This is a genomic window from Halostella salina (assembly GCF_003675855.1).
Lineage (GTDB): Archaea > Halobacteriota > Halobacteria > Halobacteriales > Natronoarchaeaceae > Halostella > Halostella salina.
Genome location: NZ_RCIH01000001.1, coordinates 607266 through 628552 on the forward strand (window position 1 = coordinate 607266; position 21287 = coordinate 628552).

Annotated in this window: 25 protein-coding genes and 1 tRNA gene; 7 read left to right on the forward strand and 19 right to left on the reverse strand. The window is 70.1% G+C overall.

Annotation, left to right across the window (positions count from 1 at the left end):
* The 6 genes from D8896_RS03150 to D8896_RS03175 all read right to left on the reverse strand — a co-directional run bounded on the left by D8896_RS03150 (window position 1) and on the right by D8896_RS03175 (window position 6021).
* Complete coding sequence (locus D8896_RS03150; protein ID WP_121820607.1) at window positions 1–1053, reverse strand: complex I subunit 1/NuoH family protein; 1053 nt, start codon at window positions 1051–1053, stop codon at window positions 1–3.
* A 71-nt stretch (window positions 1054–1124) separates the two neighbouring features.
* Entirely contained in the window at window positions 1125–2270 is a 1146-nt protein-coding gene (gene cofG / locus D8896_RS03155; RefSeq protein ID WP_121820608.1) for a 7,8-didemethyl-8-hydroxy-5-deazariboflavin synthase subunit CofG, read from the reverse strand.
* A 45-nt stretch (window positions 2271–2315) separates the two neighbouring features.
* A complete protein-coding gene (cofC, locus tag D8896_RS03160) occupies window positions 2316–2930 on the reverse strand; it encodes a 2-phospho-L-lactate guanylyltransferase (RefSeq protein ID WP_121820609.1) in 615 nt (204 codons plus the stop codon).
* A 39-nt stretch (window positions 2931–2969) separates the two neighbouring features.
* Complete coding sequence (locus D8896_RS03165; RefSeq protein WP_121820610.1) at window positions 2970–3785, reverse strand: DUF4398 domain-containing protein; 816 nt, start codon at window positions 3783–3785, stop codon at window positions 2970–2972.
* On the reverse strand, window positions 3763–4938 hold the full coding sequence (locus D8896_RS03170) for a tubulin/FtsZ family protein (protein ID WP_121820611.1): 1176 nt from the start codon (window positions 4936–4938) through the stop codon (window positions 3763–3765). The genes D8896_RS03165 and D8896_RS03170 overlap by 23 nt, the downstream gene beginning before the upstream one ends.
* 195 nt (window positions 4939–5133) lie before the next feature.
* On the reverse strand, window positions 5134–6021 hold the full coding sequence (locus tag D8896_RS03175) for a complex I NDUFA9 subunit family protein (RefSeq protein ID WP_121820612.1): 888 nt from the start codon (window positions 6019–6021) through the stop codon (window positions 5134–5136).
* Window positions 6022–6159: 138 nt separating this feature from the next.
* Between D8896_RS03175 and tmk the strand changes: the two genes are divergently transcribed.
* Complete coding sequence (gene tmk, locus D8896_RS03180) at window positions 6160–6747, forward strand: dTMP kinase (RefSeq protein ID WP_121820613.1); 588 nt, start codon at window positions 6160–6162, stop codon at window positions 6745–6747.
* A 7-nt stretch (window positions 6748–6754) separates the two neighbouring features.
* On the opposite strand, the gene D8896_RS03185 is transcribed toward tmk, so the two are convergent.
* On the reverse strand, window positions 6755–7084 hold the full coding sequence (locus D8896_RS03185; RefSeq protein ID WP_121820614.1) for a hypothetical protein: 330 nt from the start codon (window positions 7082–7084) through the stop codon (window positions 6755–6757).
* A 72-nt stretch (window positions 7085–7156) separates the two neighbouring features.
* Between D8896_RS03185 and pdhA the strand changes: the two genes are divergently transcribed.
* On the forward strand, window positions 7157–8191 hold the full coding sequence (gene pdhA / locus D8896_RS03190; protein ID WP_121820615.1) for a pyruvate dehydrogenase (acetyl-transferring) E1 component subunit alpha: 1035 nt from the start codon (window positions 7157–7159) through the stop codon (window positions 8189–8191).
* Between the two features lie 15 nt (window positions 8192–8206).
* Here the strand turns inward: pdhA and D8896_RS03195 are convergent, their stop codons facing one another.
* Window positions 8207–8437, reverse strand: coding sequence for an Lrp/AsnC family transcriptional regulator (locus tag D8896_RS03195; protein WP_121820616.1), 231 nt, complete (start codon window positions 8435–8437; stop codon window positions 8207–8209).
* Between the two features lie 92 nt (window positions 8438–8529).
* Between D8896_RS03195 and D8896_RS03200 the strand changes: the two genes are divergently transcribed.
* Window positions 8530–9213: a potassium channel family protein gene (locus D8896_RS03200; protein WP_121820617.1), complete on the forward strand. Its 684-nt coding sequence runs from the start codon at window positions 8530–8532 to the stop codon at window positions 9211–9213.
* A 2-nt stretch (window positions 9214–9215) separates the two neighbouring features.
* On the forward strand, window positions 9216–9446 hold the full coding sequence (locus tag D8896_RS03205; protein ID WP_121820618.1) for an Lrp/AsnC family transcriptional regulator: 231 nt from the start codon (window positions 9216–9218) through the stop codon (window positions 9444–9446).
* Window positions 9447–9490: 44 nt separating this feature from the next.
* Here D8896_RS03205 and D8896_RS03210 read toward each other — a convergent pair whose 3' ends face one another.
* Both D8896_RS03210 and D8896_RS03215 read right to left on the reverse strand, forming a co-directional pair.
* Window positions 9491–10021 carry a DUF5813 family protein gene (locus tag D8896_RS03210; protein WP_121820619.1) on the reverse strand — a complete coding sequence of 177 codons (531 nt, stop codon included), beginning with the start codon at window positions 10019–10021 and terminating at the stop codon, window positions 9491–9493.
* A gap of 58 nt (window positions 10022–10079) precedes the next feature.
* The gene (locus tag D8896_RS03215) at window positions 10080–11033 is read right to left on the reverse strand and encodes a WD40/YVTN/BNR-like repeat-containing protein (RefSeq protein WP_121820620.1); all 954 of its coding nucleotides are present in this window, start codon (window positions 11031–11033) and stop codon (window positions 10080–10082) included.
* A 402-nt stretch (window positions 11034–11435) separates the two neighbouring features.
* Here D8896_RS03215 and D8896_RS03220 point away from each other — a divergent pair, with 402 nt between their 5' ends.
* Window positions 11436–12164: a CPBP family intramembrane glutamic endopeptidase gene (locus D8896_RS03220; RefSeq protein ID WP_121820621.1), complete on the forward strand. Its 729-nt coding sequence runs from the start codon at window positions 11436–11438 to the stop codon at window positions 12162–12164.
* Between the two features lie 386 nt (window positions 12165–12550).
* Here the strand turns inward: D8896_RS03220 and D8896_RS03225 are convergent.
* From D8896_RS03225 to D8896_RS03250, 6 genes are all read right to left on the reverse strand, one after another.
* A tRNA-Leu gene (locus D8896_RS03225) sits at window positions 12551–12635 on the reverse strand.
* 47 nt (window positions 12636–12682) lie between these two features.
* Window positions 12683–13018 carry a ferredoxin gene (locus D8896_RS03230; protein ID WP_121820622.1) on the reverse strand — a complete coding sequence of 112 codons (336 nt, stop codon included), beginning with the start codon at window positions 13016–13018 and terminating at the stop codon, window positions 12683–12685.
* A gap of 63 nt (window positions 13019–13081) precedes the next feature.
* On the reverse strand, window positions 13082–13369 hold the full coding sequence (locus D8896_RS03235; protein WP_121820623.1) for a metal transporter: 288 nt from the start codon (window positions 13367–13369) through the stop codon (window positions 13082–13084).
* Complete coding sequence (locus D8896_RS03240) at window positions 13366–13995, reverse strand: energy-coupling factor ABC transporter permease (RefSeq protein ID WP_121820624.1); 630 nt, start codon at window positions 13993–13995, stop codon at window positions 13366–13368. The genes D8896_RS03235 and D8896_RS03240 overlap by 4 nt, the downstream gene beginning before the upstream one ends.
* Window positions 13996–14077: 82 nt before the next feature.
* Window positions 14078–15214 carry an outer membrane protein assembly factor BamB family protein gene (locus D8896_RS03245; protein WP_121820625.1) on the reverse strand — a complete coding sequence of 379 codons (1137 nt, stop codon included), beginning with the start codon at window positions 15212–15214 and terminating at the stop codon, window positions 14078–14080.
* Window positions 15211–16242 carry a M48 family metalloprotease gene (locus tag D8896_RS03250; protein ID WP_121820626.1) on the reverse strand — a complete coding sequence of 344 codons (1032 nt, stop codon included), beginning with the start codon at window positions 16240–16242 and terminating at the stop codon, window positions 15211–15213. Before D8896_RS03250 ends, D8896_RS03245 begins: the two co-directional genes overlap by 4 nt.
* Before the next feature lie 371 nt (window positions 16243–16613).
* Between D8896_RS03250 and D8896_RS03255 the strand changes: the two genes are divergently transcribed.
* Window positions 16614–17417, forward strand: a complete 804-nt coding sequence (locus D8896_RS03255) for a helix-turn-helix transcriptional regulator (RefSeq protein ID WP_121820627.1) — start codon at window positions 16614–16616, stop codon at window positions 17415–17417.
* Between the two features lie 70 nt (window positions 17418–17487).
* Window positions 17488–18561 (forward strand): alpha/beta hydrolase, encoded by a 1074-nt coding sequence (locus tag D8896_RS03260; protein WP_121820628.1) that lies wholly within the window; start codon window positions 17488–17490, stop codon window positions 18559–18561.
* A gap of 36 nt (window positions 18562–18597) precedes the next feature.
* Here the strand turns inward: D8896_RS03260 and D8896_RS03265 are convergent, their stop codons facing one another.
* From D8896_RS03265 to D8896_RS03275, 3 genes are all read right to left on the reverse strand, one after another.
* Window positions 18598–19140 (reverse strand): peptidylprolyl isomerase, encoded by a 543-nt coding sequence (locus D8896_RS03265; protein WP_121820629.1) that lies wholly within the window; start codon window positions 19138–19140, stop codon window positions 18598–18600.
* A gap of 63 nt (window positions 19141–19203) precedes the next feature.
* Complete coding sequence (locus D8896_RS03270; protein WP_121820630.1) at window positions 19204–20637, reverse strand: outer membrane protein assembly factor BamB family protein; 1434 nt, start codon at window positions 20635–20637, stop codon at window positions 19204–19206.
* Window positions 20638–20719: 82 nt separating this feature from the next.
* The gene (locus tag D8896_RS03275) at window positions 20720–21226 is read right to left on the reverse strand and encodes a hypothetical protein (RefSeq protein ID WP_121820631.1); all 507 of its coding nucleotides are present in this window, start codon (window positions 21224–21226) and stop codon (window positions 20720–20722) included.
* Window positions 21227–21287 lie beyond the last annotated feature (61 nt).

The window sequence follows — 21287 nt, forward strand, 5'->3', positions numbered from 1 at the left end:
CTACGCCACGACGAACGGCAGGATCAGCGCCGTCAGGACGAGGTTGACGAAGGAGAGCACCAGCATCCCCTTCCAGCCGACGCCGATGAGCTGGTCGATCCGGAGCCGGGGCATCGCCGACCGCGCCCACTGCGTGAACAGGAAGACGGCCCACATCTTGAGCAGGAACCAGACGATCCCCGGCAGCACGGGCCCGGCGGGCCCGCCGAGAAACAGCGTGGCGATCAGCGCGCCGCCGAGGAAGATGTGGAGGAACTCGCCGAGGTACAGCAACACGAAGTACACCGACGAGTACTCCGTCTGGAACCCCGCGACGATCTCGGTCGGCGCTTCGGGCGTGTCGAACGGGTTGCGCCCGACCTCCGCGAGGTTCGCCACCACGAACAGCGCGAACGCGAACGGGTTGACGAGGGCGTACCACGACGGGACCGTGACGCCGGCGAGCGTCACCAGCGGCTCGGCCTGGGCGGCGACGATCTCGCTGGTCTGCATCGTCCCGGCGAGCAGGACGACGGAGGCGGCCGTCACGACCAGCGGGATCTCGTAGGCGATGTTCTGGGCGACCGCCCGCAGCGCCCCCAAAAGCGAGAACTTGTTGTTCGAGGCGTAGCCGGCCATCGTCATGCCGAGCGTCGCCAGCGACGCCGCCGCGAAGGCGAAGACGATCCCCGTCGCGGGGTCGGCCAGCTGGATCCCGCTGCCCATCGGAATCACCGCGAAACCGAAGAGCGCGGAGAAGGTGACCAGCAGCGGCGCGATGTCGTACGCCGGTCGGTCGGCGTTCTCGGGGACGATGAGCTCCTTCGACAGCAGCCGCACCACGTCGGCGACGATGATGAGCAGGCCCCCAGGCCCCATCCGGTTCGGGCCCTGCTTCCCCCAGATCCCCGCGAGTACCTTCCGTTTCGCCCAGGGACCGGCGACCGCGGCGTTCGTCAGCAGTATCAGCGAGACGACGACCGCACCGAGCACGCCCGCGACGAACCCGCCGACCGGGCCCGACCCGAGTCCGAGTTCCCCCGCGAGCGTCTCCGGGAGCGTCGTGACTGTCATCGTCCGGACGTTCGGTCCGGGGGGCAGTAGCCCCGTCGCCGGTGATGCGGGGCGGGTTTAAGTCGGCGGCCTCAGTCCGCCGCGAGCGACTCGCCGCCCAGCACCGCGCGGTACCGCTCGCCGGCGGCGTCGTCGGCGGTGAGCGCCGCCCGAACGCGCTCGCTGATCCAGTCGCCCGTCGCGGGGTCGCCGTCGAACCCCGGCGAGCGCAGGTCCGGCGGCAGATAGCGCTCGTACACCGGCAGGCGCTCGCGGAGCGGGACGCCGGCGTCGTCGGCGATGTTCCGCAGCGCGTCGAGCGCCGGCCACGCGTAGTCAGGGTTGATGTGGTCGTCGGTCACCGGGGAGACGCCGCCCAGGTCGTCGATACCGCAGTCGACCACCTCGCCGGCCGGCGCGAGGTTCGGCGGCACCTGCACGGACACCGTCTCGGGCAGGCAGTGCCGCGCCATCGCCACCGCGCGGCGCAGGTCGTCGACCGACGGCGTCGGTCCCCGCCAGCGCTCGTTCTCAGCGACCGGCTGGACGATCACCTCCTGAACGTGCCCGTAGCGCTCGTGTAGCTCCCGGATCGCGAGCAGGCTCTCCGCGCGGTCGGCCCAGTCGTCGCCGATGCCCACGAGGATGCCCGTCGTGAACGGGACGCCCAACTCGCCCGCGTTGCGGATGGTGTTGAGCCGCTGGCCGGGGTTTTTCGCCCGCGGGCCGCCGTGGGCCTGCACGTCGGCGGTCGTCTCCAGCATCACGCCCATGCTGGCGTTCAGGTCGGCGACGCGGGCCATCTCCTCGCGGGTCTGGTCGCCGGGGTTCGCGTGGGGGAGCAGTCCCTCATCCAGCGCTATCTCGCAGACCCGCCGGAGGTAGTCGTGGATCGAGTCGTGGCCCCACTCGGCCAGTTGCTCGTGGACCGCCTCGTACCGGTCGTCCGGGTCGTCGCCGAACGTGAACAGCGCCTCGGTACAGCCCGCGTCCGCGCCGGTTCGGAGGACGTCCCGGACCTCGTCGGGGCTCATCAGCGTGGCCTCGCCGGGCGGGTCGAAGTAGGTGCAGTACGTGCAGGTGTACCGGCAGGCGGTCGTCAGCGGCACGAAGACGTTCCGCGCGAAGGAGAGCTCGTCGGCCGGGGACACGTCGCCGGGGGTCACGTCCAGTAGCTCCGCGACCGCCGCGTCCTCGATGGCGAGGTCGATGCCGTACTCGTCGGCCCCCGGGATCATCGCCTCGTCCTCGTCGCCGGCGGGCCAAAAGGCTTGACGTTGCGGTCACTCGCGGCGGACGACTTCGACCCGGCCGTCGCCGGCGTCGAGTTCGAACCCGGCGTCGGCGAGCCAGTCCCGCGCCGCGCCGTCGCCGTGGAGCAACACCTCCGCCAGGTCCGCGCGCTCGTCCACGTCGGTCGCCAGCCGGAAGGAGTCGACGACGGCCAGGCTCGCGCCCACCGCCTCGGCGCGCTCGCGGTGGTCGCGGAAGGACGCCCCGTGGTAGTCGACCCGGAAGCCGTCGTGGCGGACGGCCAGCGCGTTCGTCCCGCCGCCGAGTCCGGGGGCGATCGCGACGTCACCGCCGGTGCCGTACAGCCGGCCGACGGCATCCCCGGTGGCGAGCGCCAAGTCGGCCATGACGACCGCGACCGGGCCGCGACGGCCGTCGATGGCGGCGTTCACCGCGGTCGAGAGCGCCCGGTCGTCCAATGTCACGGGCGCGTCGATCTCGACGGGGCGGGTCGCGAGCACCGTCGGCTCACCGCCCGCGTCGCGGACGGCGGCGAGCACGTCGGCGAGCATCGCCCGGGCGAACGCCCGGCGCTCGTCCGGGTCGAGGACGCCGCTCAGGCGGGTCTTCGGGTTCTCGGCGGCGTACGGAACGACGGTGTGCATCGCTCGGACCTACGTCGTGGTGGCGGGAAAAAGGGGTCGCTAGCCCAGTTTGTCGTAGTCGTCGCCCTGCTGGCGGTACCAGTAGGCCGCACCGCCGATCAGCACGAGGACGACCAGCCCGATGCCGCCGTACAGGAGCATCGTGTTGCGCTGCTCGGTCTGCTCGGTGGACTCCTGGGCCTCGGTTGCCTGGCTCTCGGCCTCCTCGGCAAGAGATATGGCGAGGTCGAAGTCCTCGGCGGACTCGTAGGCCTGCCGGGCGTTCCGGAAGGTGCTCTCGGCCTCGCTCACGTCCGCGCCGCTCTCCTCGGCCTCGTCGATGGCCTCCTGCGCGCTGTCGAGCGCCTCGCGGGCGTCGCCGCTCTCGGACGTGTAGTGGTTGGTCTCCCAGCTATCGATCTCCGTCGTCCCGCCGCCCTCACGGACCTCCGTGAACTCGGCCAGCCGGAACGACTGCTGGGGGTCGTACGTGTAGTTCTCGACTTCCGGGGTAGTGCCGGTGAGGGTCACTTCGATCTCCGTGACGGCCTCGTCGGCCACCACGTCGTACTCGAAGGAGCTACCGCCCATGCTCTGGGTCTCCCCGATCTGGTTGCCCGCGTTGTCGTACGCGGTGACGCTCCAGGTGGCGTTCGTCAGGTTCGTCTCACCACGGAGCGTCCACTCCTGGGGCGTGTCGCCGGAGAACAGTTCGGTAAACGTGTACGTGGTCGATACCTCCTCGCCGACTTCCGCTTCGGCGGGTGCGCCGTCGGCCTCGACGGTCGCCAGGGCCGCGGCTGGTGGGACCGCGGCGAGCGCGACGAGGGCGACGACGAGCAGTGTCGTGAGCTTAGAACAGCGGTTCGAGTTCATCTTCGTCATCTTCGACCAAGCTCTCTAAGTTATCTTCGCTTTCCTCGCGTATCTCCTCGATGTTGTCCTGTGCCTCGATCGCGACCTGCTGGAGCTCCTTGATCCGGGGCACGTCGTTGACGCCGGACAGCAGGATGACGCTCGCGACGTAGTTCGAGGCGGGGACCGGGTAGTCGCCGCCGCGGACCTCCATCGAGCCGGTCTGCTCTTCGAGCCACTTCCGCCCGCGCTCGATGCCTTTCCGGTTGAGATGCTGGGGCGGGCCGCTCATCACGAGGAGCGCACGCTCGCTTCCCTCGATCTCGCAGGGCAGAGTCAGTCGACCCAGCGCGGCCTTGCGGACGAGGCTCGTGATCCGGTTCGTCGTGTGTGCGGTGTCGATGCCGTCGTCTTCGCCGCCGGTAAAGCGCGAGAGGAGGCCGCTGTCCTCCTGCGTCTCGACCTCCTCGCGGGCGTAGCCGACGGTGGAGACGCCGCCGCCCGAGAGGGTGTTGATGATCTCGCTGGAGTCGACGACGCTCTCGGCGACCTCGTCGCCCTCGCCGACCTCGCCGGCACCGAAGAGGATGCCGAACCGCTTGACGATCTCGTCGTTGATCTCCTCGTAGCCGCCCTCGACGGACTCGCCGGCCTTCCGCCAGGCGTCGTTGTCGAACACGAGGAGGTTGTCGACCTCGCGGACGAACGTCTGGAACGACCGGGCGGCGTTCAGCGTGTAGATGCCACCCTCGTCGCTGCCGGGGAGCACGCCGAGGCCGTACACCGGTTCGGTGTAGATGCGCTTGAGATGCTTCGCCAGCACCGGCGCGCCGCCGCTGCCGGTCCCCCCACCCATCCCGGCGATGATGAGGAAGGCATCGACCTCGTGAACCGGAATGTTGTCTATCGCGCCCTGTACCTCGTCGATGTCCTCCTCGGCCACCTCGGCACCGAGCTCGTTGTCGGCACCGACGCCGTGGCCCTTGACTCGCGACTGTCCGATGAGCACGCGCTGATCCTCGGGGATCCGCTCCAGTCCCATGAGGTCAGCCTTCGCGGTGTTGACCGCGACGGCCGAGCGGACGATCCCACTGCCCGACCGCTCGTCGTACTCCAGGAACTTGTCGACGATTTTCCCACCAGCCTGTCCGAATCCGATCATCGCCAGTTTCATACTTTGTACACGGGGCTCCGTTGGCCTGAAAACAGAGCGATGACGGATATAAGTTTTGTGATGGTGCACACCACCGGATCCGCGGTAGAAATCGACTAAACCGGACGACGGCGGCCGGGGGTAAGCCGATATTACCGGTTCTGATAACGGCTTCACATCAACCAGCCGAACAACTTTAAGTTCCGTATAACGCGCTTACATGTCCACGCCGAGGTAGTCCGACAGCGTCGTCAGGTCGCCTTCGGACCGGCCGAACGCGCCGATGTCGTTCGACGCGGTCGTGTTGTCGAACTTCAGCGACCGGTACTGGTCGGCCCCCATCGGGAAGCCGGGGATCGACCCCGCGACTTTCAGGCCGACGCCGGCGAGCGCCATCGGCACCGGCACGACGGTCACGGGGTGGCCCGCGGCGCGGCGCGCCCGCTTCGCCACCTGTGCGAGGGTCAGCACCTCCGGGCCGCCGATCTCGTAGGTCTCGCCGACGTGGTCGTCGTCCTCGACGCAGTCGGCAAGCATGGGCACGATGTCGCCGACCCAGATGGGCTGGAACCGGGTCTTGCCGCCGCCGGGCAGCGGCGCGAGCACTGGCGGCGTGAGCTTCTTCGTGAAGGAGACGAACTCGCCGCCCTCGCCGAACACCACCGACGGGCGGACGATCGTCCAGTCGAGGTCGGAGTCCGTCACGACGTGCTCCGCCTGCCCCTTCGTGCGGATGTACGCCGTCGGCCCGTCCGGGTCCGCGCCGAGCGCGCTCATCTGGACGATCCGGGTGAGGCCGTGTTCCTCGGCGGCGCGGACGACGTTCTCGGTCCCGTGGAGGTGGACGCTCTCGTGGGTCGCGCCGCCCTTCGGCTTGAACAGGGGGGAGAGCGCGACGAGATTGACGACCGCCTCCTGATCCTCGAACGCCGACTCGATGGAGTCGTAGGCGGACACGTCGCCGGTTGCGCGGGCGACGCCGTCCGGCAGGGCGGCGTCGTCGGGGTTCCGGGCGAGCGCGGTCACGTCGTGGCCGCGGTCGTCCAGTTCCCGACACAGTCGCTCGCCGATGAAGCCCGTCCCGCCGGTGACCAGAACCCTCATACTTCGAACTAGTCCCGAACCGGCCTAAAGCTACCGGGGCGCGGGGCCGTGCCGCACCCGATCGCTGGCTCCGGTCCCGGTACGGCCGCGGCGGCCGAAGCCGGACGACTGATATGCGAGCGCCCGGAACGCCCGGCCATGCTCGTGACCCTGGAGGGACTCGACGGGAGCGGCAAGACCACGGTGGCGGAGGCGCTCCGGGACGCCTACCCCGACGCGACGTTCACGCGCGAACCGACCGATAGCTGGTACGGGGAGGCCGTCGACCGGTCGATCGCGGACGACGACGCCGACCCGCTGGCGGAGCTGTTCCTCTACACGGCCGACCACGCGGCCCACCTGTCGAACGTCGTCCGGCCGGCGCTCGCCGAGGGCGACCTCGTCATCTCCGACCGCTACTCTGACTCCCGGTACGCCTACCAGGGGGCGACGCTCGAGGGCGAGATCAAGCGCCCGATGGAGTACATCCGCGGGGTCCACCAGCCGTTCACCGTCGCGCCCGACCTGACGATCTACCTCGACCTCGACCCCCACACCGCCGCCGAGCGCAGCGCCGGGGCGAACAAGTTCGAGCGGACGGAGTACCTCGCCAGCGTGCAGGACAACTACGAGACGCTGATCGACCTGGAGCCGGGCCGGTTCGTGCGGATCGACGCGACGCGGTCGCCGGAACACGTGATCAGCGCCGCCGAGGAGGCCGTCGAGACGGCGCTTGACAGGCGCTAGGCGGGTTCTACTGGCGGTTCTCGCTGGTGTCGGGCAGGTCGATCTCCTCCGGAGCGGGCAGCCAGAACATGTCGATGGAGTAGCCAAGCACCAGCGGCAGGAGGATGACGGCGAACACCGCGGTGTTCCGGTCGCCCAGGTCGCCGCCGAGACCGAGCACGCCCGAGAGGACGAGCGTCGAGACGACGAGCAACAGCGGCGTCAGGAGGAGCGCGAACGCTGCCGACCCCCACTGCGTGTGCAACTGGACGCGGAAGTACCGCGTCGCCACCGCTGCGAGGAACGTGTGGATGCCGACGATCACGAGGAACCCGACGGCGGCGGAGACCGAGACCATATCCGACCCTTGGGGCCGGACGGACTTTGGCGTATCGGAACGGCTTTGGGGAGCGGGTCCGAGTCGCCGTCCATGCACCGAGTCATCGGCGAGCGACCCTTCGACGAGACGCCGTTCTCGGCCGACGCCGCGCGGTCGATCTACCGCGACATGGTGCGGGCACGGCGGTTCGACGAGCGGGCGCTCGCCCTCCAGCGCCGCGGGTGGATGAGCGGCTACCCGCCGTTCGAGGGGCAGGAGGCCTCGCAGGTTGCGGCGGCCCACGCGATGGCCGACGACGACTGGCTGCTCCCGACGTACCGGTCGAACGCGATGCAGATCGCCCGCGGCGTCCCGATGAGCGACATCCTGCTGTTCCGCCGCGGCCACCCCGAGTTCCGCTCGGACCACGACGCACCGACGTTCCCGCAGGCGGTGCCGATCGCCACGCAGATCCCCCACGCCGCCGGCGTCGGGATGGCGGCGAACTACCGCGACGCCGACCACGGCGTCCTCTGCTACCTCGGCGACGGCGCGACCAGCGAGGGCGACTTCCACGAGGGGCTGAACTTCGCCGGCGTGTTCGACGCGCCGACCGTCTTCTTCTGCGAGAACAACGGCTGGGCGATCAGCCTCCCTCGCGAGCGTCAGACGGCCAGCGACACCATCGCGCAGAAGGCCGAAGCGTACGGCTTCGACGGCGTACAGGTCGACGGCAACGACCCGCTGGCGGTGTACGAGACGGTCGCCGCGGGGCTCGAACGGGCCCGGGACGGCGAGCCGGTGCTCGTCGAGAGCCTCACGTACCGGCAGGGCGCACACACCACCAGCGACGACCCGAGCCGGTACCGCGAGGACGACCCCGACCTGCCCGAGTGGCGGACCCGCGACCCGGTCGAGCGCTTCGAGGAGTACCTCCGCGAGGCGGGCGTCGTCGACGACGCCTTCGTCGAGACGGTCCGCGAGGACGCCGACGCGGAACTCGACCGTGCTGTCGAGGAGGCGGAGGCGGCCGAGGACGAGGACCCCGCGGACGTGTTCGACCACGTGTACGCGGATCTGCCGGCGGAGCTCCGCAGACAGAAAGAGTCGGTGGTGTCCGCGGCCGACCCGGACGCGTCGGAGTAGGTGACGCCGGACGGGCTATCCCATCGAGATGTACGTCTTCGTGTCGGCGACGCCGTCCAGCTTCTGGATCCCCGACGAGGCGGTGTGGAGCACGTCGTACACCTCCTCGACGTCGACCTCCGTGATGAGGTCGTAGTCCCCGGCGACGATGTGGGCCTCGTCGACCTGCCCGAGTTCCCGCACCGCGGCCAGCAGCTCCTCGGACTGTCCGGCCGCCGTCTTCACCATGATGAACGCGTGAACCATGTGCCGTTTGGTACTCTGTGGCACGTCAAAAACCTTTTGTCGGCGACGGGATCGGGGTAAACTTATTCAGGGGGCCACGCGTAGGCCGTGGTATGCGGTTCGTTATCATCGGAGCCGGGAGAGTCGGTCTGCGAACGGCACGCGTACTTCGGGAGGAGGGCCACGAGGTGACCCTCGTCGAGCGCGGTGCCGAGAAGGCCAAGCGCGCCCGCAACCAGGGCTACGAGGTCATCGAGGGCGACGGCTCCCGCGAGGACGTGCTGAACGAGGCGGAGATCGCCTCGGCCGACGCCGTCGGCGCGCTCACCGGCGACCTCAACGTCAACTTCGCGGCGTGTATGATCGGGAAACACCACGGCTGTCGGACGGTCCTCCGGATCGACGAGGACTACCGCGAGGAGATCTACCGGAAGTACGCCGAGGAGGTCGACGAGATCATCTACCCCGAACGGCTCGGGGCCATCGGCGCGAAGAACGCGCTGCTCGGCGGCGACATCCGCGCCATCGCGGACATCGCCCAGAACCTGCAGGTCGTCGAACTCACGGTGACCGAGAACGCGCCGACCCGGGGGTACACGATCAGCGAGCTACAGCTCCCGGCCGACGCGACGGTGCTCGCGTTCGGCAAGCGGGACGAACCGCTTTCGATCCCGAGCGCCGACGAGTCGCTGGAGGCGGGCGACCGGATCGTCGTCCTCGCGGACTTCGACGTGCTCTCGGACGTCCGCCAGATCCTCGTCGGCGAGGGCGGCCGCGCGGCCGCCGGAGGTGTGTAACCATGGTGACAGCGTACGTCATGATCAAGGCGAACACGGGCGAGGCGGACCGGCTCAGAGACGACATCGAGGCCATCGACGGCGTCGAGTCGGCGTACATCGTCGCCGGGGACGTGGACATCATCGCGAAAGTGAACGTCGACTCCCCGGCGGAAGTGAAGGGGATCGCCGCGACGGAGGTCCAGTCAACCGACGGCGTAGAGGACACCCAGACGTACATCGCGATGGATTAGCCGGCCCGGTCCGCTCCCCGCGTTTTCGTGGTTTCCGCCGACGGCTACAGCGGTGTCCCGTCGCGGTCGCCGCCCTCGGCGGCTCGCTCGCCGCGCTTCCGCGCCCGCCCCCGAAGCTCCGCGACCGGGTCGCGGTAGTCGTAGCCCGGGACGACCCCCTGCACGTACGTCCCCTCGACGAAGTCGACCAGCGCCTTGGCGTCGTCGGCCCCCTGGTCGGCGTCCCAGGCGGTGACCGACAGTTCGATCCGCACCTCGTCGCCGTCCCGCGACACCTCGACGGGACCGGTGTCGCTCGACCGGACCACGTCGTAAGCGTCTTCGAGCCGTCGCTCCAGCGTCTCGTACCAGCCGTTCTCGACGGCCTCGCCGACCGTCTCGCCCGCGACGGCGGCGTCGAGCGTCGGCACCCGTTCGACCAGTCGGAACGTCCCGGCGCGGCCCTCGCCTGCCGGCTCGACCGTGACCGTCACGTCGAACGGGGTCGTCGTGCAAGCGAAGCCGTCGTCCCGCTCCTCGAACGCGCCGTGGGCCGCGAGCGCGTCCCGCGTGGCGGATCCGTCGTCCTCAGTCATCGGCGCTCGGTACGCGCTCGCGCCGGAAGGCCGTTGCGTTCGGCTTCGCCGGCCGTCCTCACCGCACGGCCACGGACTTGACGCCGGCGGGCACCGTTCCAGCGACCGACCAGCCGTCCGCACCGTACACCAGGACGTCCGACTGGGCACGTTGCTCGAACCCGTCCTCGACGCCCATCGTTCCGGCGAAGAGCCGGTCGCCGTCGGTCGCCCACGAGAGGACGAACGGCGAGTCCTCGCCCCGGAGCGGGAGGCGCTCCATGCTACCGTCCTCACGGAGAACAAACACCGCTCCGTGACCCTCTTCCGGCCCCCAGCCGTTCGCCGCGGTGTACACCGCTCCGTCGTGTGCCACCGCCTCCCGGTAGTAGTTGAACCAGAAGTCCCGGAAGTCCGTATCCTGGCGAGTCCACGTGCGGCCCGCGTCCTCGGTCCGGTACAGGCCGTTCCCGGTGGCGGCGATGTACTCGTCCGGTGACAGGGCCAGCACGTGGTGCACGTCGTCGTGGACGCCGTTCGCCCGCTCGGTCCACGACTCGCCGCGGTCGTCGCTCACGCACACGCCGCCGACCTCGACCCCGGCGATGAGGCGGTCCGGGGCGTCGTGATGTACGGCGAGCGTCCGCGCCTGGGATCCCCGATCGCGCGGCGAGCGGTCCGCCCACCGCTCCCGCGCCGGGACCGCGCGGAACCCGTTGCACTCCGTCCATCCCTCCGCGGTCGGGTCGTCCCAGTCGTCGACGGGCAGCCGGTAGACCCGCGCCGGATAGGTACCGGCGTAACAGTCGGTGCCGTCGGGACTGACGGCGACGGAGACGACGGGGTCGTCCGGGACGCCGAGGTCGCGCCAGCGGCGGCCCTCGCGGGAGCGGAACAGCCCCGCGTCGGTCGCGGCAAGGAAGCCAATACCGTCGACCGCGTCGACGGCGTGGACCGTGCCGAGATCGCGCGCTCGCTCCGCCGCTTCGAACGGTGTCCCGCGGGCAGTGTACAGTCCCTCGTGCGTTCCCATTGCGATCACGGTCGGGGACATCATACGGCGGTTCCCACACCCCCGTTTGGAGCCGTGGACCCGGTCCGACCGAACTCCACACGAAGCGGGCCCGTCACAGGCGGCCCGCGCGCCGTTCGGGTGCTACCCATGGCTACCGATCCATGCTGCTCCCGGGTCGGAATAGGTATCGGTGGCGGGGAGGCCGCCGAGGGGGGAGACGCGGACCGAACGGATCGTCGGCCGTGGCCGGTCCTTTCCCCCAGCTGACTCACGGACGGTAAACCACCGTGGGTGTCGCGGGGCCCCTCCCGGGCGGTGCCGGCCGCGGAACGCGACCGATAGAACATCAATCTTTCCCCGTGTTTCTGGGGTCACAGGTCTCACCGGTGTTTTGTGTTCACAAACGACCCACCTCCCCCCATGGACGCAGACGGTTCCCGCGTTCGGCTCACGACGATCGGCGAAGCGCTCGGCCTGACCGCCCTCGGAACGGTGATCGGTACCCTGACGATAATCGCGCTCAGGCTCTCTTTCGGGGCCGCCGGCCTGACCGACGTACGGGTCGTGGAGATCTTTCTCTCCCGGGGTATCCAGCTTGGGTTTCTGATAACGTCCGTCGCCTACCTCTATCGGACGGCCGGGTTCTCCCGGTACGTGCAGATCAGGAAGCCGTCACTCCACGACGCCGCCTGGGTCGTCGGTTCCATCGTTCTGCTCGCCGGTATCGGGGCAGCCACGAGCTCCCTGCTCGACGTTCTCGGGATCGCCGTGGAGAACGAGGCCGGCGGGGGTCACGAGAGTCCGTATGCCTCGACGCCGGTGCTCTGGCCGGTTATTTTCGTCGTCTGGTTCCTCTTCGCCGCACCCTCCGAGGAACTTCTGTTCCGCGGCATCATTCAGGGGCGGATCAGGGAGGCGTTCGACCCCGGGAAAACCGTCGTCCTCTCGGGGGTGATGTTCGGACTCATGCACGTCCCAGTCGCCGCTCTCTCCACGGGTCTGGAACCGGTCAGCAGCTTCGTCGAAACGTTCGTCGGCGGGATGGTGTTCGCGCTGGCCTACGAACGCACGGGCAATCTCGTGGTCCCGTCGGCCACACACGCGCTTCTCTGGTCGCAGACCATTGTATTCGCGATTCTCGGGGCCTAACCCGCGTTCGAGTCGGAGAATGTGAGGGAAGGGATTCGAACCACGCGAAGACGGATCTGCTCGCTGCGCTCGCAGGTTGCGACTTCTCTGCTTCGAATCCCTACATACCGACTTCACGCTCCTCACGTCCGTTCGTAGCGAGAAGTGCGAGGGAAGGGATTCGAACCACGTCCGAGAACCCGCGCCTGCGGCGCGGAACCTCGGTCTAGTTCGAACCCCTCCGAAGATTGTTGCCGCTCACGGACGTGTTCGCGGCAGCAATGCGAGGGAAGGGATTCGAACCGCGTGAAGACGGACCTGCTTGCTCCGCTCGCAGGTTGCGACTTCTCTGCTTCGAATCCCTACATACCGACTTCACGCTCCTCACGTCCGTTCGTCGCGAGAAGTGCGAGGGAAGGGATTCGAACCCTCGGACCCCTACGGGAGCGGGTCTTAAGCCCGCCGCCTTTGGCCTAGCTCAGCCACCCTCGCGCAGTCGGTACCTGCCCGTCGGCAGTGAAGTTGTTTACGGTCGCTGGTCACCAGTCCACGGAGAGCGTGCCGTCGCCGTGGGGGTTGGGCGCTATCTCGTCGTCGGTTCGGCGGTCGACCACGTGGATGCACCCCTCGTCCTTCTTGGCCGGACACACCTCGGCGGCGCGGACGTTCTCGTCGAGTTCGTCCTCGCCGATGAAGTACGACCGGGGCTTGGCCATCCCGCTTTTCAGGTCCATCTCCCAGTTGTCGGCGACCTCGGCGCACTTGCCAGCGCCGAAGCATTTGTTCGCCTCGAAGACGACCTTGTACGGTTTCTCCTCGACCGGCGGCGCGTCGGATTCGCCGATGTCGCTGGGGTCGACGACGGAGTCGCTCATTACGAACCGGTTGGAAGCGTACCGTCTTTCGGCTTACGGTTCGCCAGCTGTGAGCGGCCGGTCTCAGGCCGCGCGGAGCGTCCGGCCGAGAGCGAGCGCGGCGACGAGCGTGAGCGCCGTCCCGACTAGCCCCGCGGCGGCGGTGCCGGCCAGCGCGTCGACGCCCGGCAGCGCATAGCCCGGGAACAGCCCCCCGACCAGCGGATCCGCCGTGACGCCGGCCCGCGCCGCCGCGTTCTCCATCGGTTCGGCGTAGCCGACCGCCTCGGACGCCCACGCGAAGACGGGCGAGAGCGCGACGAGCGCGAGCAGTCCCGCCAGCGGTCGGCGGTCGACGGCGGCGGTCGTCACGCCCGGACCACCTCCGGCGCGTCCGCGTCGTCGGCGAACACCGCCGGGAGCAGGCGCGCGCCGGCGAGCGTCAGCAGGCCCTCGCCGATGCCGAGGAGGACGTGGCCCCCGGCGATGACGGCGACGGTGGTCAGCAGGTCGAAGCCGGGCGACAGACCGAGCTGGAGACCGGCCGACAGCGCGGCGGCGGTGACGCCGACCCAGCCCGCGGCGACGAGCGCGAGCGTCTCCGAGCGGCCGGCGAGCGCGCGGTAGACGGCGTAGCCGACGTACACCTCGACGACGGCCATGTTCCAGACGTTCGCGCCGAGCGCGAGGACGCCGCCGTCGCCGAAGACGAGCGCCTGCACGGCGACGACGAGGCCGACCGCGAGCGCGCCGAGATGCGGGCCGAGCGCGACGCCGGCCAGCGCGCCGCCGACGAAGTGCGCGCTGGTGCCGCCCGGTATCGGCCAGTCGAGCAGCTGTGCGGCGAAGATGCCCGCGGCGACCACGGCGAACAGGTCGACGCGGCGGTCGGTCAGGTCAGTGCGGCCGCGGACCGCGGCGGCGGTCAGCGCGGCCCCCGCCAGCGCGAGGAACGCGCCGGCCATCCACGGGTGCAGGTATCCGTCGGGCGTGTGCATAGCGCCGCTTTCGTCCGGGGTGGCATAGACGTACTGGAACCGTCAGGCATCGCGGGGACCGGTCTGACGACTGCGAACCCCGTCACAGCAGCGTCCAGCGGTCGCCGGGCCGCTTCCGGACCGCGTACAGCCGGTCGCCGTCGACGGCGACGATCCGGTCGTCGAGGACGGTAACGTACGTCAGGTCGCAGCCGTACCCCTCGTCGTCCGGCGTCGGGACGCTCCACCACTCCTCGCCCCCGTCGGTCAGCGCCTGGAACCGACAGCCCGACACCGCGCCGTACACGCCGTCGTCGTCGACGACTGGCGGATTGAGCAACGGCAGTTCGTGCTGCCAGCGGCGCTCGCCGCCCGCCGAGTCGACGGCGATGACCGACGCGTCGGCGACGACGTACAGCCGGTCGCCGGCGACGAGCGAGTAGTCCGGCGCGCGCACGTCGGCAGCCCAGCGGACCGCCCCGTCGGGGCCGACCGCCCGAAGCCCGTCGTCGACTGTCGCCACGACGACGCCGTCGTCGAGCGCCGCGAGGTCCGGCGGTGAGTCCGGGAGCGTCAGCTCGACCGGGTCGCCGCCGTCGACTGCCGCGCCGTACAGCGTCGCGTCCCCCCGAGAACTCGCCCACACGCGGCCGCCGCCGACGGCGACGCTTCCCACGTCGGTTCCGGTGACCGGTATCGACTCCCCGGCTCCCGTCGCCTCGCCGTCGGCGGCGTCGAGGCAGGCGAAGCCGGCGTCGCCCAGCGCGACCACTACACCGTCGCCCGCGACGACGCGCGACACCGGCCCGAGGCGGTCGTTCGTCCAGCGAACCGACCCCGCGTCGTCCCCCGATCTACTCAGCGCCGTCACCCCGCCATCGCGGAGGGGGACGTACACGCCGTCGGGACCGATCGCCGGGTCGCCGGCGTACTGGCGCGCCGTCGTGCCCCGCCAGCGAACGTCGCCCGACGAGTCGTACGCCGTCGCCTCCGCCTCCGACACGTCGACCCACTCCTCGCGTTCGCGGTCGTAGTCCTGCCCCTCGCGGTTCTCCACCGCGACGAGGAGGTCGCCGTCGTCGACCCAGGCCGTCTCACCGGTCCGAGGGAACCTCCCGTTCGACAGAGACTGCTCCCAGACGAGTTCGCCACCCCCGGGTCGGTAGCCACAGCCGGCGAGCGCACCGGCGAGTCCGCTCCCGGCGGCGGCGAGCAGGCGGCGTCTCGGCAGCCGGGTCATGTTTCCTCCGCGGCCGCCATTTCCTGCAGGTGGTCGATCCGCTCGGCTGTCGGCGGGTGCGTGTCGGGGAACACGTCGGTGCTGACGAGTTCGTGCGAGTCGAACGACCGGCTCTCCAGCGGCGCGAGGTACAGCGCCTCCGCGCCGCCGTCGTAGCGCCGGAGGTCCTCGTCGGGCACCGACGGCATCGTGTCGTCGATCTTCCCGAGCGCGCTGGCCAGCGCCGCCGGTGAGCCGGTGATCTCGGCGGCACCGCGGTCGGCGGCGAACTCGCGGTAGCGCGAGAGCACCCGGTGGACGAGGACGCTCGCGACCCAGAACACCGCCGAGACGCTCAGCGTGACGACGCCGCTGACGACGACGACGGCAACGACGACGGCGAGTCCGCGCCCGTCGTTGCCGCCCGAGTGGCTGTTGCCGAGCGCCCGGAACAGCCCGGCGAGGACGGTGTACGCCGCGATGGCGAGGTAGAAGGTCACCGCCGGGAGGACCCAGGCGACCGTCATCAGACTGGAGTCGCGGTTCTTGAGGTGGGCGAGTTCGTGGGCGACGACGGCGTCGCGCTCGTCCTCGTCCAGCAGGTCGAGCAGCCCGGTCGAGACGACGACTGTGCCCCGGCCGGGCGTGCCGACGGCGAAGGCGTTGGGCAGGTCGGTGTCGACGACGCGGACCGCCGGCGTCGGCACGTTAGCCTGCTGTGCGAGCCGGGTCACGGCGGCGTGCAGTTCGGGGTACTCCGATTCGTCGGTCGACCGCGCGCCGACGGAGCCGAGGATCATCCCCGGCCCGTAGCGGTACTGGAGCGCCAGTCCGCCGAGGACCACGACGGCGAGCAGGGCGGGGTCGACGTAGAACCGGCCGTACCACGCCCGCCCGGTGATCCACTCGAGCATCGCGATCCCGACCGTGTTCAGCACGTAGAGAAACGTGTGAACGAGCGCGAACGGCAGGGCGACGACGAGGACCACTGCGACGGCGATCCTGAGTTGTAGCTCCCGTTCCGGGGCGAGCGGTGTGCGGAGGGGCATTGGAGGGTGCCGGAATGTGACGGTCGCCGATATAAAATCCCCACGACGCCGCCCCGGAAGACGGACGTCGGGTGCTGTCCCGACGACGTGTCAGAAGAGGCTCAACAGGTCGAGCACCCTGTCGACGTACCTGTCGTACGTCCCCTCGTCGTCGGCGTCGTCCGCGGCCGGGTCGCCGCTGTCGGGGTCGCTCATCCTGTCCGGTGGTTCGGGACGCGAACCTATCAACGTACGGTCCCGGTCCCGCGGCGCATCGACGCCAGCGTCGCCGGCCGGGAGTCCGCTGCAGTTCTGACCGAAAACTACGGTCGGGAGCCGCCCCGTATCAGCAACAAGAAATAAGCGATCCGGGACGAACACGTGGGACAGACATGGGATCGGATGGCCCGTCGCCGCTGGAGCAGGTGGCCTACCTGGCCCGGGCCGAGTCCCGCGTTCGGATCCTAGAGGCGTTGCTGGAGTCGGGACCGGCGACACAGCGCGACCTCAGGACACGCCTCGACGCCTCGCGGACGACCGTCGCCCGCTCGCTCCGGTCGCTGGAGGAGACCGGCTGGGTCGACCCCGAGGCGCGGACGTACCGCCTGACGCCGGCGGGCAGGCTCGTCGCCGACTCGTTTCTCGACCTGGTCGATACGGTGCGACTGACCGAGGAACTGTCGGAGTTTCTGACGTGGTTCCCGCGGTCGGAGCTACCGTTCGACCTCGCCCGGCTGGCGGACGCCGAGGTGACCACGTCGGACGCCGGGGACCCGTACGCCCCGGCCAGAACCCAGTCGGAGATCCTCCGGACCGCCGACCGGGTCAGGCTGTTCCTCCCCTCGATCGACATGGAGGGGACGAAGCTGATCGCAGAGCAGGTCACCGACGGCGGCCTCGACGCCGAGACGCTGATCGCCCCGGACCTCGAGGCGACGATCGAGTCCGACGAGTACGCGCCGCTGCTCCGCGAGAAGGTCGAAACCGGCCGGTCGGACGTCTACGTCGCCGAGTCCGACCTCGGGTTCTACCTCGGGATCGCCGACGACGGGACCGTCCAGATCGGCGTCGAGGACGACGACGGGCTTCCCCGGGCGCTGGTCGAGACCACCGACGAGCGCGTCCGGGAGTGGGCGGAGGAGACGTACGAGACGTACCGGGCGAACGCCCGACTGAAACCGGTCGGGGAGTTCTGACGGCCGCCGTGCACGGCGTGCACAGTTCCCGCCGAGTAACATGATAGCCGACGGACCGAAAGCCGGTCCCATGCCAGCCCCGGAACGGACATCGGACGACGGTCGGTGCGGGGGCCGCGAGGTTGGCCGCCGGAGCGTGCTCGCGACCCTCGGCACCGTCGGGTTCGGAACGGCCGCCGGATGCGTCGGCGACGCCGCGGAGTCCGACGACGGCACGCGCCCGGACGCTTCGGACGGGACGAGTTCGGATGACTCCACCGCCGGGACGGACGGCGACGACGCCGACGCCACGGCGACCCCCGACCGCCCCGACGGGTACGCCACGCCCGACCCGCCGGCTTTCGACGAGCCGGACGAGGTCACCGACGGCGTCGAGCTGTTCCGCGGCGTCACCTTCGAGGAGACGCCGGAAGCGACGCTCAAGCTGGATTTCCACCGTCCCGAAGGCGGGACGGACCTCCCGCTGGTTCTCCACGTCCACGGCGGTGCCTGGGAGTACGGCAGCCGGGGGACCTACACGCGGTGGCACGCCGACCACGGGATGGCGGCCGCGACCATCGACTACCGGCTCAGCGGGACGGCGGAGTACCCGGCGGCGGTGCGGGACGTGGTCGCCGCCGTCACATGGCTCCGGACGTGGGCGGCCGAATCGGCCGGGATCGACCCCGAGCGCGTCGCGCTCCGCGGCGCGTCCGCCGGCGCGCACCTCGCGGCGCTCGTCGCCACGGCTCCCGGGACGGAGACGTTCGCACCCGTCGGCCTCGACCCGAACGTCGGGAGCGTCGACGGCTTCGTCGGCGTCAGCGGGATCTACGACCTCGGAGACGGGAACGGGGAGTCGGACGTGGCGACGAAGTTCTTCGGCTGTCCGCCGTCGGACTGTCCCGACGTGTACCGCGAGGCGTCGCCCGTCGAACACGTCGACGGCGAGGCTCCGCCGGCGCTGCTCTGGCACGGCAGGAGCGACCAGCTCGTCCCGACCGAACAGTCCGAACGGTTCCGGGCGGCGCTCGAAGCCGCCGACGTTCCGGTCACGACGCTGCTCCCCGAGGACGCGGACCACGTCCAGATGCTGAAGGACCCGTGGCGCGAGGCGTTCCGGGCAGCGGAGCGGTCGTTCCTCGTGGACGTACTCGACCTGTAAGACGGTCCGGCTCGAAAAACAGCGGTTGCGGCGTCGTCAGTCCTCGACGGTGACGGCTTCGAGGAGGATCTCCTCGTCGGGCTGGTCGCGGGCGTTCGTGTCGACCGCGCCGATCGCCTCGACCACGTCCATCCCGTCGGTGACCTTGCCGAAGACGGCGTGCTTGTCGTCGAGGTGGGGCTGGGCGTCCAGCGTGATGAAGAACTGCGAGCCGTTGGTGTCCGGCCCGGAGTTGGCCATCGACAGGACGCCGGCGTCGTCGTGGCGCAGGTCGTCGTGGAACTCGTCGGCGAACTCGTAGCCGGGGCCGCCGCGGCCAGTGCCGGTCGGGTCGCCGCCCTGGATCATGAAGTCCTCGATGACGCGGTGGAACGGCACGTCGTTGTACAGCGCGTCGCCCCGGACCTCGCCGCTCTCGGGGTCCTCCCACGTCACGGTGTCCGGTGCCGGCTCAGCGTCGGCGGCCGGGTCGTGCGCCGCGAGGTTGACGAAGTTCTCGACGGTTCGGGGTGCCTTCTCGTCGTACAGTTCGACCTCGATGTCGCCCTCTGTCGTGTGCAGGGTCGCCTGGATCGTCATGTGGGGGACGACGCGAGGACGCGGCAAAAGGCTCCCGGTGTCGGCGTGTGGACCGGCCCGCGGTCAGCCGTACACCTCGATCCGCTCGTTGCGAGCGACGAACAGGCGGCCGCCGGCGAGCGACAGCGTGGCCGTCTCGTGGTCTCCGGTAGCAAGGCTACTCGCCTCGCCGTCGCTGGACACGTGGACGAGCCCGTCGGGCAGCGCGACGTAGACGCCGTCCGGACAGGCGACGAAGTTGCCGGGGATGCTGGCCAGGTTCCGGTCGGAGACCGACGTGCGCCAGCGCTCGCTCCCGTCGGCCGGTGAGAACGCCGCCACGTCGCCGGTCGTGGTGTAGGCGTACACCGCATCGGGACCCACTGCGAGCGCCGCGGCGCGTCCGTGGATTAACCAGTAGTCATCGCCGCCCTCTCCCCGGGACCCCCGCTCGCCGCGTTCCGTCTCCAGCACGCGGGTCCAGCGGTCGGTTCCCGTCCCGGCGTCGACCGCAAACAGCCGCGGCCGGCGGGAGTCCGGAACCTCCGGACCGTCCGGCACGTCGAAGTAATCCATGCCGACGCCGAAGTAGACCGTCCCGTCGGCGTGGACCGGCGGCGTCAATTGGTTGGTGACGATGCCGCGCTCGTGCCAGTCGAACCGCCAGTCAGGTTCGTCGCCGCCGAGCGGCCGGCGCTGGAACGTCTCGCTCCAGTGGACGAACTGGCTGTCGTCGGCGACCGTCGGGGTCCAGCCGGTGACCGGGATCGCGTCGCCGCTGAACTCGCCGACTGACGGCGCGAGTCGCCGATAGCGATTGTTGCCGACGCTCGCGAGGACGGTGCCGTCCGGCAGCGCGAGGGGCGCGTTCCGCCCGGCTAGCCGCTTGTCCTCGTCCGCCGGCACTGGCGCGGCCGTCCACGCCGCCTCGCCGTCGTCGACGCCGACGTACTCCCACCGGTCGTTGACGTAGCCGCTCACGAGGAAGACGGCGCGGCCGTCGACGATCACGGGCATCGACCGATTCGAGCCGACCTGCGCCTCGCCCCAGTCGCGCTCGTAGACCCACAGCCGTTCCCCCGTGGCCGCGTCCAGCCCGTAGAGGTACGTGCGGCTCGTCTCCCCGCCGTACGGGAGGTGGGTCGCGACGTACGCCGTCCCGTCCGCAACCGCGACCTGCCGCGTCCCGCTCTGGTCGACGTACTCGTCGGTGTTCGGCGTCGACCACGTCCACTCGATGTCGGCGTCGCCGCCGGGACCGGCTCCCGGGGAGTACGCCGCCTGTCCCGGCCCGCCACGGTACATCCGCCAGTCGGCGCTCTCCGTTTCCGGGTCGCCCGTGCCCTCGCCGCTGGTCGTCTCACTCCCGCCGGGAGCGGTCGTGGTCGCCAGCCCGCCGCCGTCGTTGTCGCTTTCCCCACCGGAACTGCAGCCCGCGAGTCCGGCGATGCCAGCGCCCGCGGCGGCGAGCAGCCGCCGCCGGCGGACGGCGCGGCTCCGCATGTCATGATCTGACATGATTTCCGCTTTGTAACTCGTCGTATAAATTCCCGTTGGCAGTTCGCGGCTGAGGACGATGCCGTCGTCGTGTGACCCGCCCTCAGAACGTCGCGGTGAGCACGTACCAGTCGCCCTCGTACTTCACGACGCTCGTCGTCGTCGGGTTGGCGACGTTGCCCGACCCCTCCCACTCCAGCGTGAGGTGGTACCCCATCGAGAGGTCGGCCGTGGCGAGCGCGGAGCCGTTCATCTTCTCGCTGTCGACGACCGTGACTGACGTAACGCTCCAGCCGGCGCTCCCGTAGAACGAGCGCGCCTCGTCGGCCCACTCACGGAGGTCGGATTCATCCATCTCGTTCGCTTCCAACTGCGTCTCGCCGTCCTCGATCCGCAGGAGACAGCGCCCCCGACAGGCCGACTCGTAGCGCCCGTTGCCGAGCGCCCGGAGGTAGGCCTTCGCCGTCTCCTTGGCTCCGGCCGGCGGCTCGTCCGGGAAGTCGTTCCCCTGTCCGGGGATCAGCCGTATCGCGCGGTCCAGACAGCCCGACAGCCCGGCGACGGCGGCGACGGTCGCGGCGGCACCGAACCCGCGGCGCGTCGAAGACATACGTGGTATGATGTATCATGCCGTGATAAATTCGTCGGCCGTGCCCGCTGCGCCCCGACAA

What these genes read in the sequence shown, in the direction of transcription:
- D8896_RS03150 (WP_121820607.1), bottom strand. Translation starts at nt 1,053, where the DNA reads ATGACAGTCACGACGCTCCCGGAGACGCTCGCGGGGGAACTCGGACTC.
- cofG (WP_121820608.1), bottom strand. Translation starts at nt 2,270, where the DNA reads ATGATCCCGGGGGCCGACGAGTACGGCATCGACCTCGCCATCGAGGAC.
- cofC (WP_121820609.1), bottom strand. Translation starts at nt 2,930, where the DNA reads ATGCACACCGTCGTTCCGTACGCCGCCGAGAACCCGAAGACCCGCCTG.
- D8896_RS03165 (WP_121820610.1), bottom strand. Translation starts at nt 3,785, where the DNA reads ATGAACTCGAACCGCTGTTCTAAGCTCACGACACTGCTCGTCGTCGCC.
- D8896_RS03170 (WP_121820611.1), bottom strand. Translation starts at nt 4,938, where the DNA reads ATGAAACTGGCGATGATCGGATTCGGACAGGCTGGTGGGAAAATCGTC.
- D8896_RS03175 (WP_121820612.1), bottom strand. Translation starts at nt 6,021, where the DNA reads ATGAGGGTTCTGGTCACCGGCGGGACGGGCTTCATCGGCGAGCGACTG.
- tmk (WP_121820613.1), top strand. Translation starts at nt 6,160, where the DNA reads ATGCTCGTGACCCTGGAGGGACTCGACGGGAGCGGCAAGACCACGGTG.
- D8896_RS03185 (WP_121820614.1), bottom strand. Translation starts at nt 7,084, where the DNA reads ATGGTCTCGGTCTCCGCCGCCGTCGGGTTCCTCGTGATCGTCGGCATC.
- pdhA (WP_121820615.1), top strand. Translation starts at nt 7,157, where the DNA reads ATGCACCGAGTCATCGGCGAGCGACCCTTCGACGAGACGCCGTTCTCG.
- D8896_RS03195 (WP_121820616.1), bottom strand. Translation starts at nt 8,437, where the DNA reads ATGGTTCACGCGTTCATCATGGTGAAGACGGCGGCCGGACAGTCCGAG.
- D8896_RS03200 (WP_121820617.1), top strand. Translation starts at nt 8,530, where the DNA reads ATGCGGTTCGTTATCATCGGAGCCGGGAGAGTCGGTCTGCGAACGGCA.
- D8896_RS03205 (WP_121820618.1), top strand. Translation starts at nt 9,216, where the DNA reads ATGGTGACAGCGTACGTCATGATCAAGGCGAACACGGGCGAGGCGGAC.
- D8896_RS03210 (WP_121820619.1), bottom strand. Translation starts at nt 10,021, where the DNA reads ATGACTGAGGACGACGGATCCGCCACGCGGGACGCGCTCGCGGCCCAC.
- D8896_RS03215 (WP_121820620.1), bottom strand. Translation starts at nt 11,033, where the DNA reads ATGGGAACGCACGAGGGACTGTACACTGCCCGCGGGACACCGTTCGAA.
- D8896_RS03220 (WP_121820621.1), top strand. Translation starts at nt 11,436, where the DNA reads ATGGACGCAGACGGTTCCCGCGTTCGGCTCACGACGATCGGCGAAGCG.
- D8896_RS03230 (WP_121820622.1), bottom strand. Translation starts at nt 13,018, where the DNA reads ATGAGCGACTCCGTCGTCGACCCCAGCGACATCGGCGAATCCGACGCG.
- D8896_RS03240 (WP_121820624.1), bottom strand. Translation starts at nt 13,995, where the DNA reads ATGCACACGCCCGACGGATACCTGCACCCGTGGATGGCCGGCGCGTTC.
- D8896_RS03245 (WP_121820625.1), bottom strand. Translation starts at nt 15,214, where the DNA reads ATGACCCGGCTGCCGAGACGCCGCCTGCTCGCCGCCGCCGGGAGCGGA.
- D8896_RS03250 (WP_121820626.1), bottom strand. Translation starts at nt 16,242, where the DNA reads ATGCCCCTCCGCACACCGCTCGCCCCGGAACGGGAGCTACAACTCAGG.
- D8896_RS03255 (WP_121820627.1), top strand. Translation starts at nt 16,614, where the DNA reads ATGGGATCGGATGGCCCGTCGCCGCTGGAGCAGGTGGCCTACCTGGCC.
- D8896_RS03260 (WP_121820628.1), top strand. Translation starts at nt 17,488, where the DNA reads ATGCCAGCCCCGGAACGGACATCGGACGACGGTCGGTGCGGGGGCCGC.
- D8896_RS03265 (WP_121820629.1), bottom strand. Translation starts at nt 19,140, where the DNA reads ATGACGATCCAGGCGACCCTGCACACGACAGAGGGCGACATCGAGGTC.
- D8896_RS03270 (WP_121820630.1), bottom strand. Translation starts at nt 20,637, where the DNA reads ATGTCAGATCATGACATGCGGAGCCGCGCCGTCCGCCGGCGGCGGCTG.
- D8896_RS03275 (WP_121820631.1), bottom strand. Translation starts at nt 21,226, where the DNA reads ATGTCTTCGACGCGCCGCGGGTTCGGTGCCGCCGCGACCGTCGCCGCC.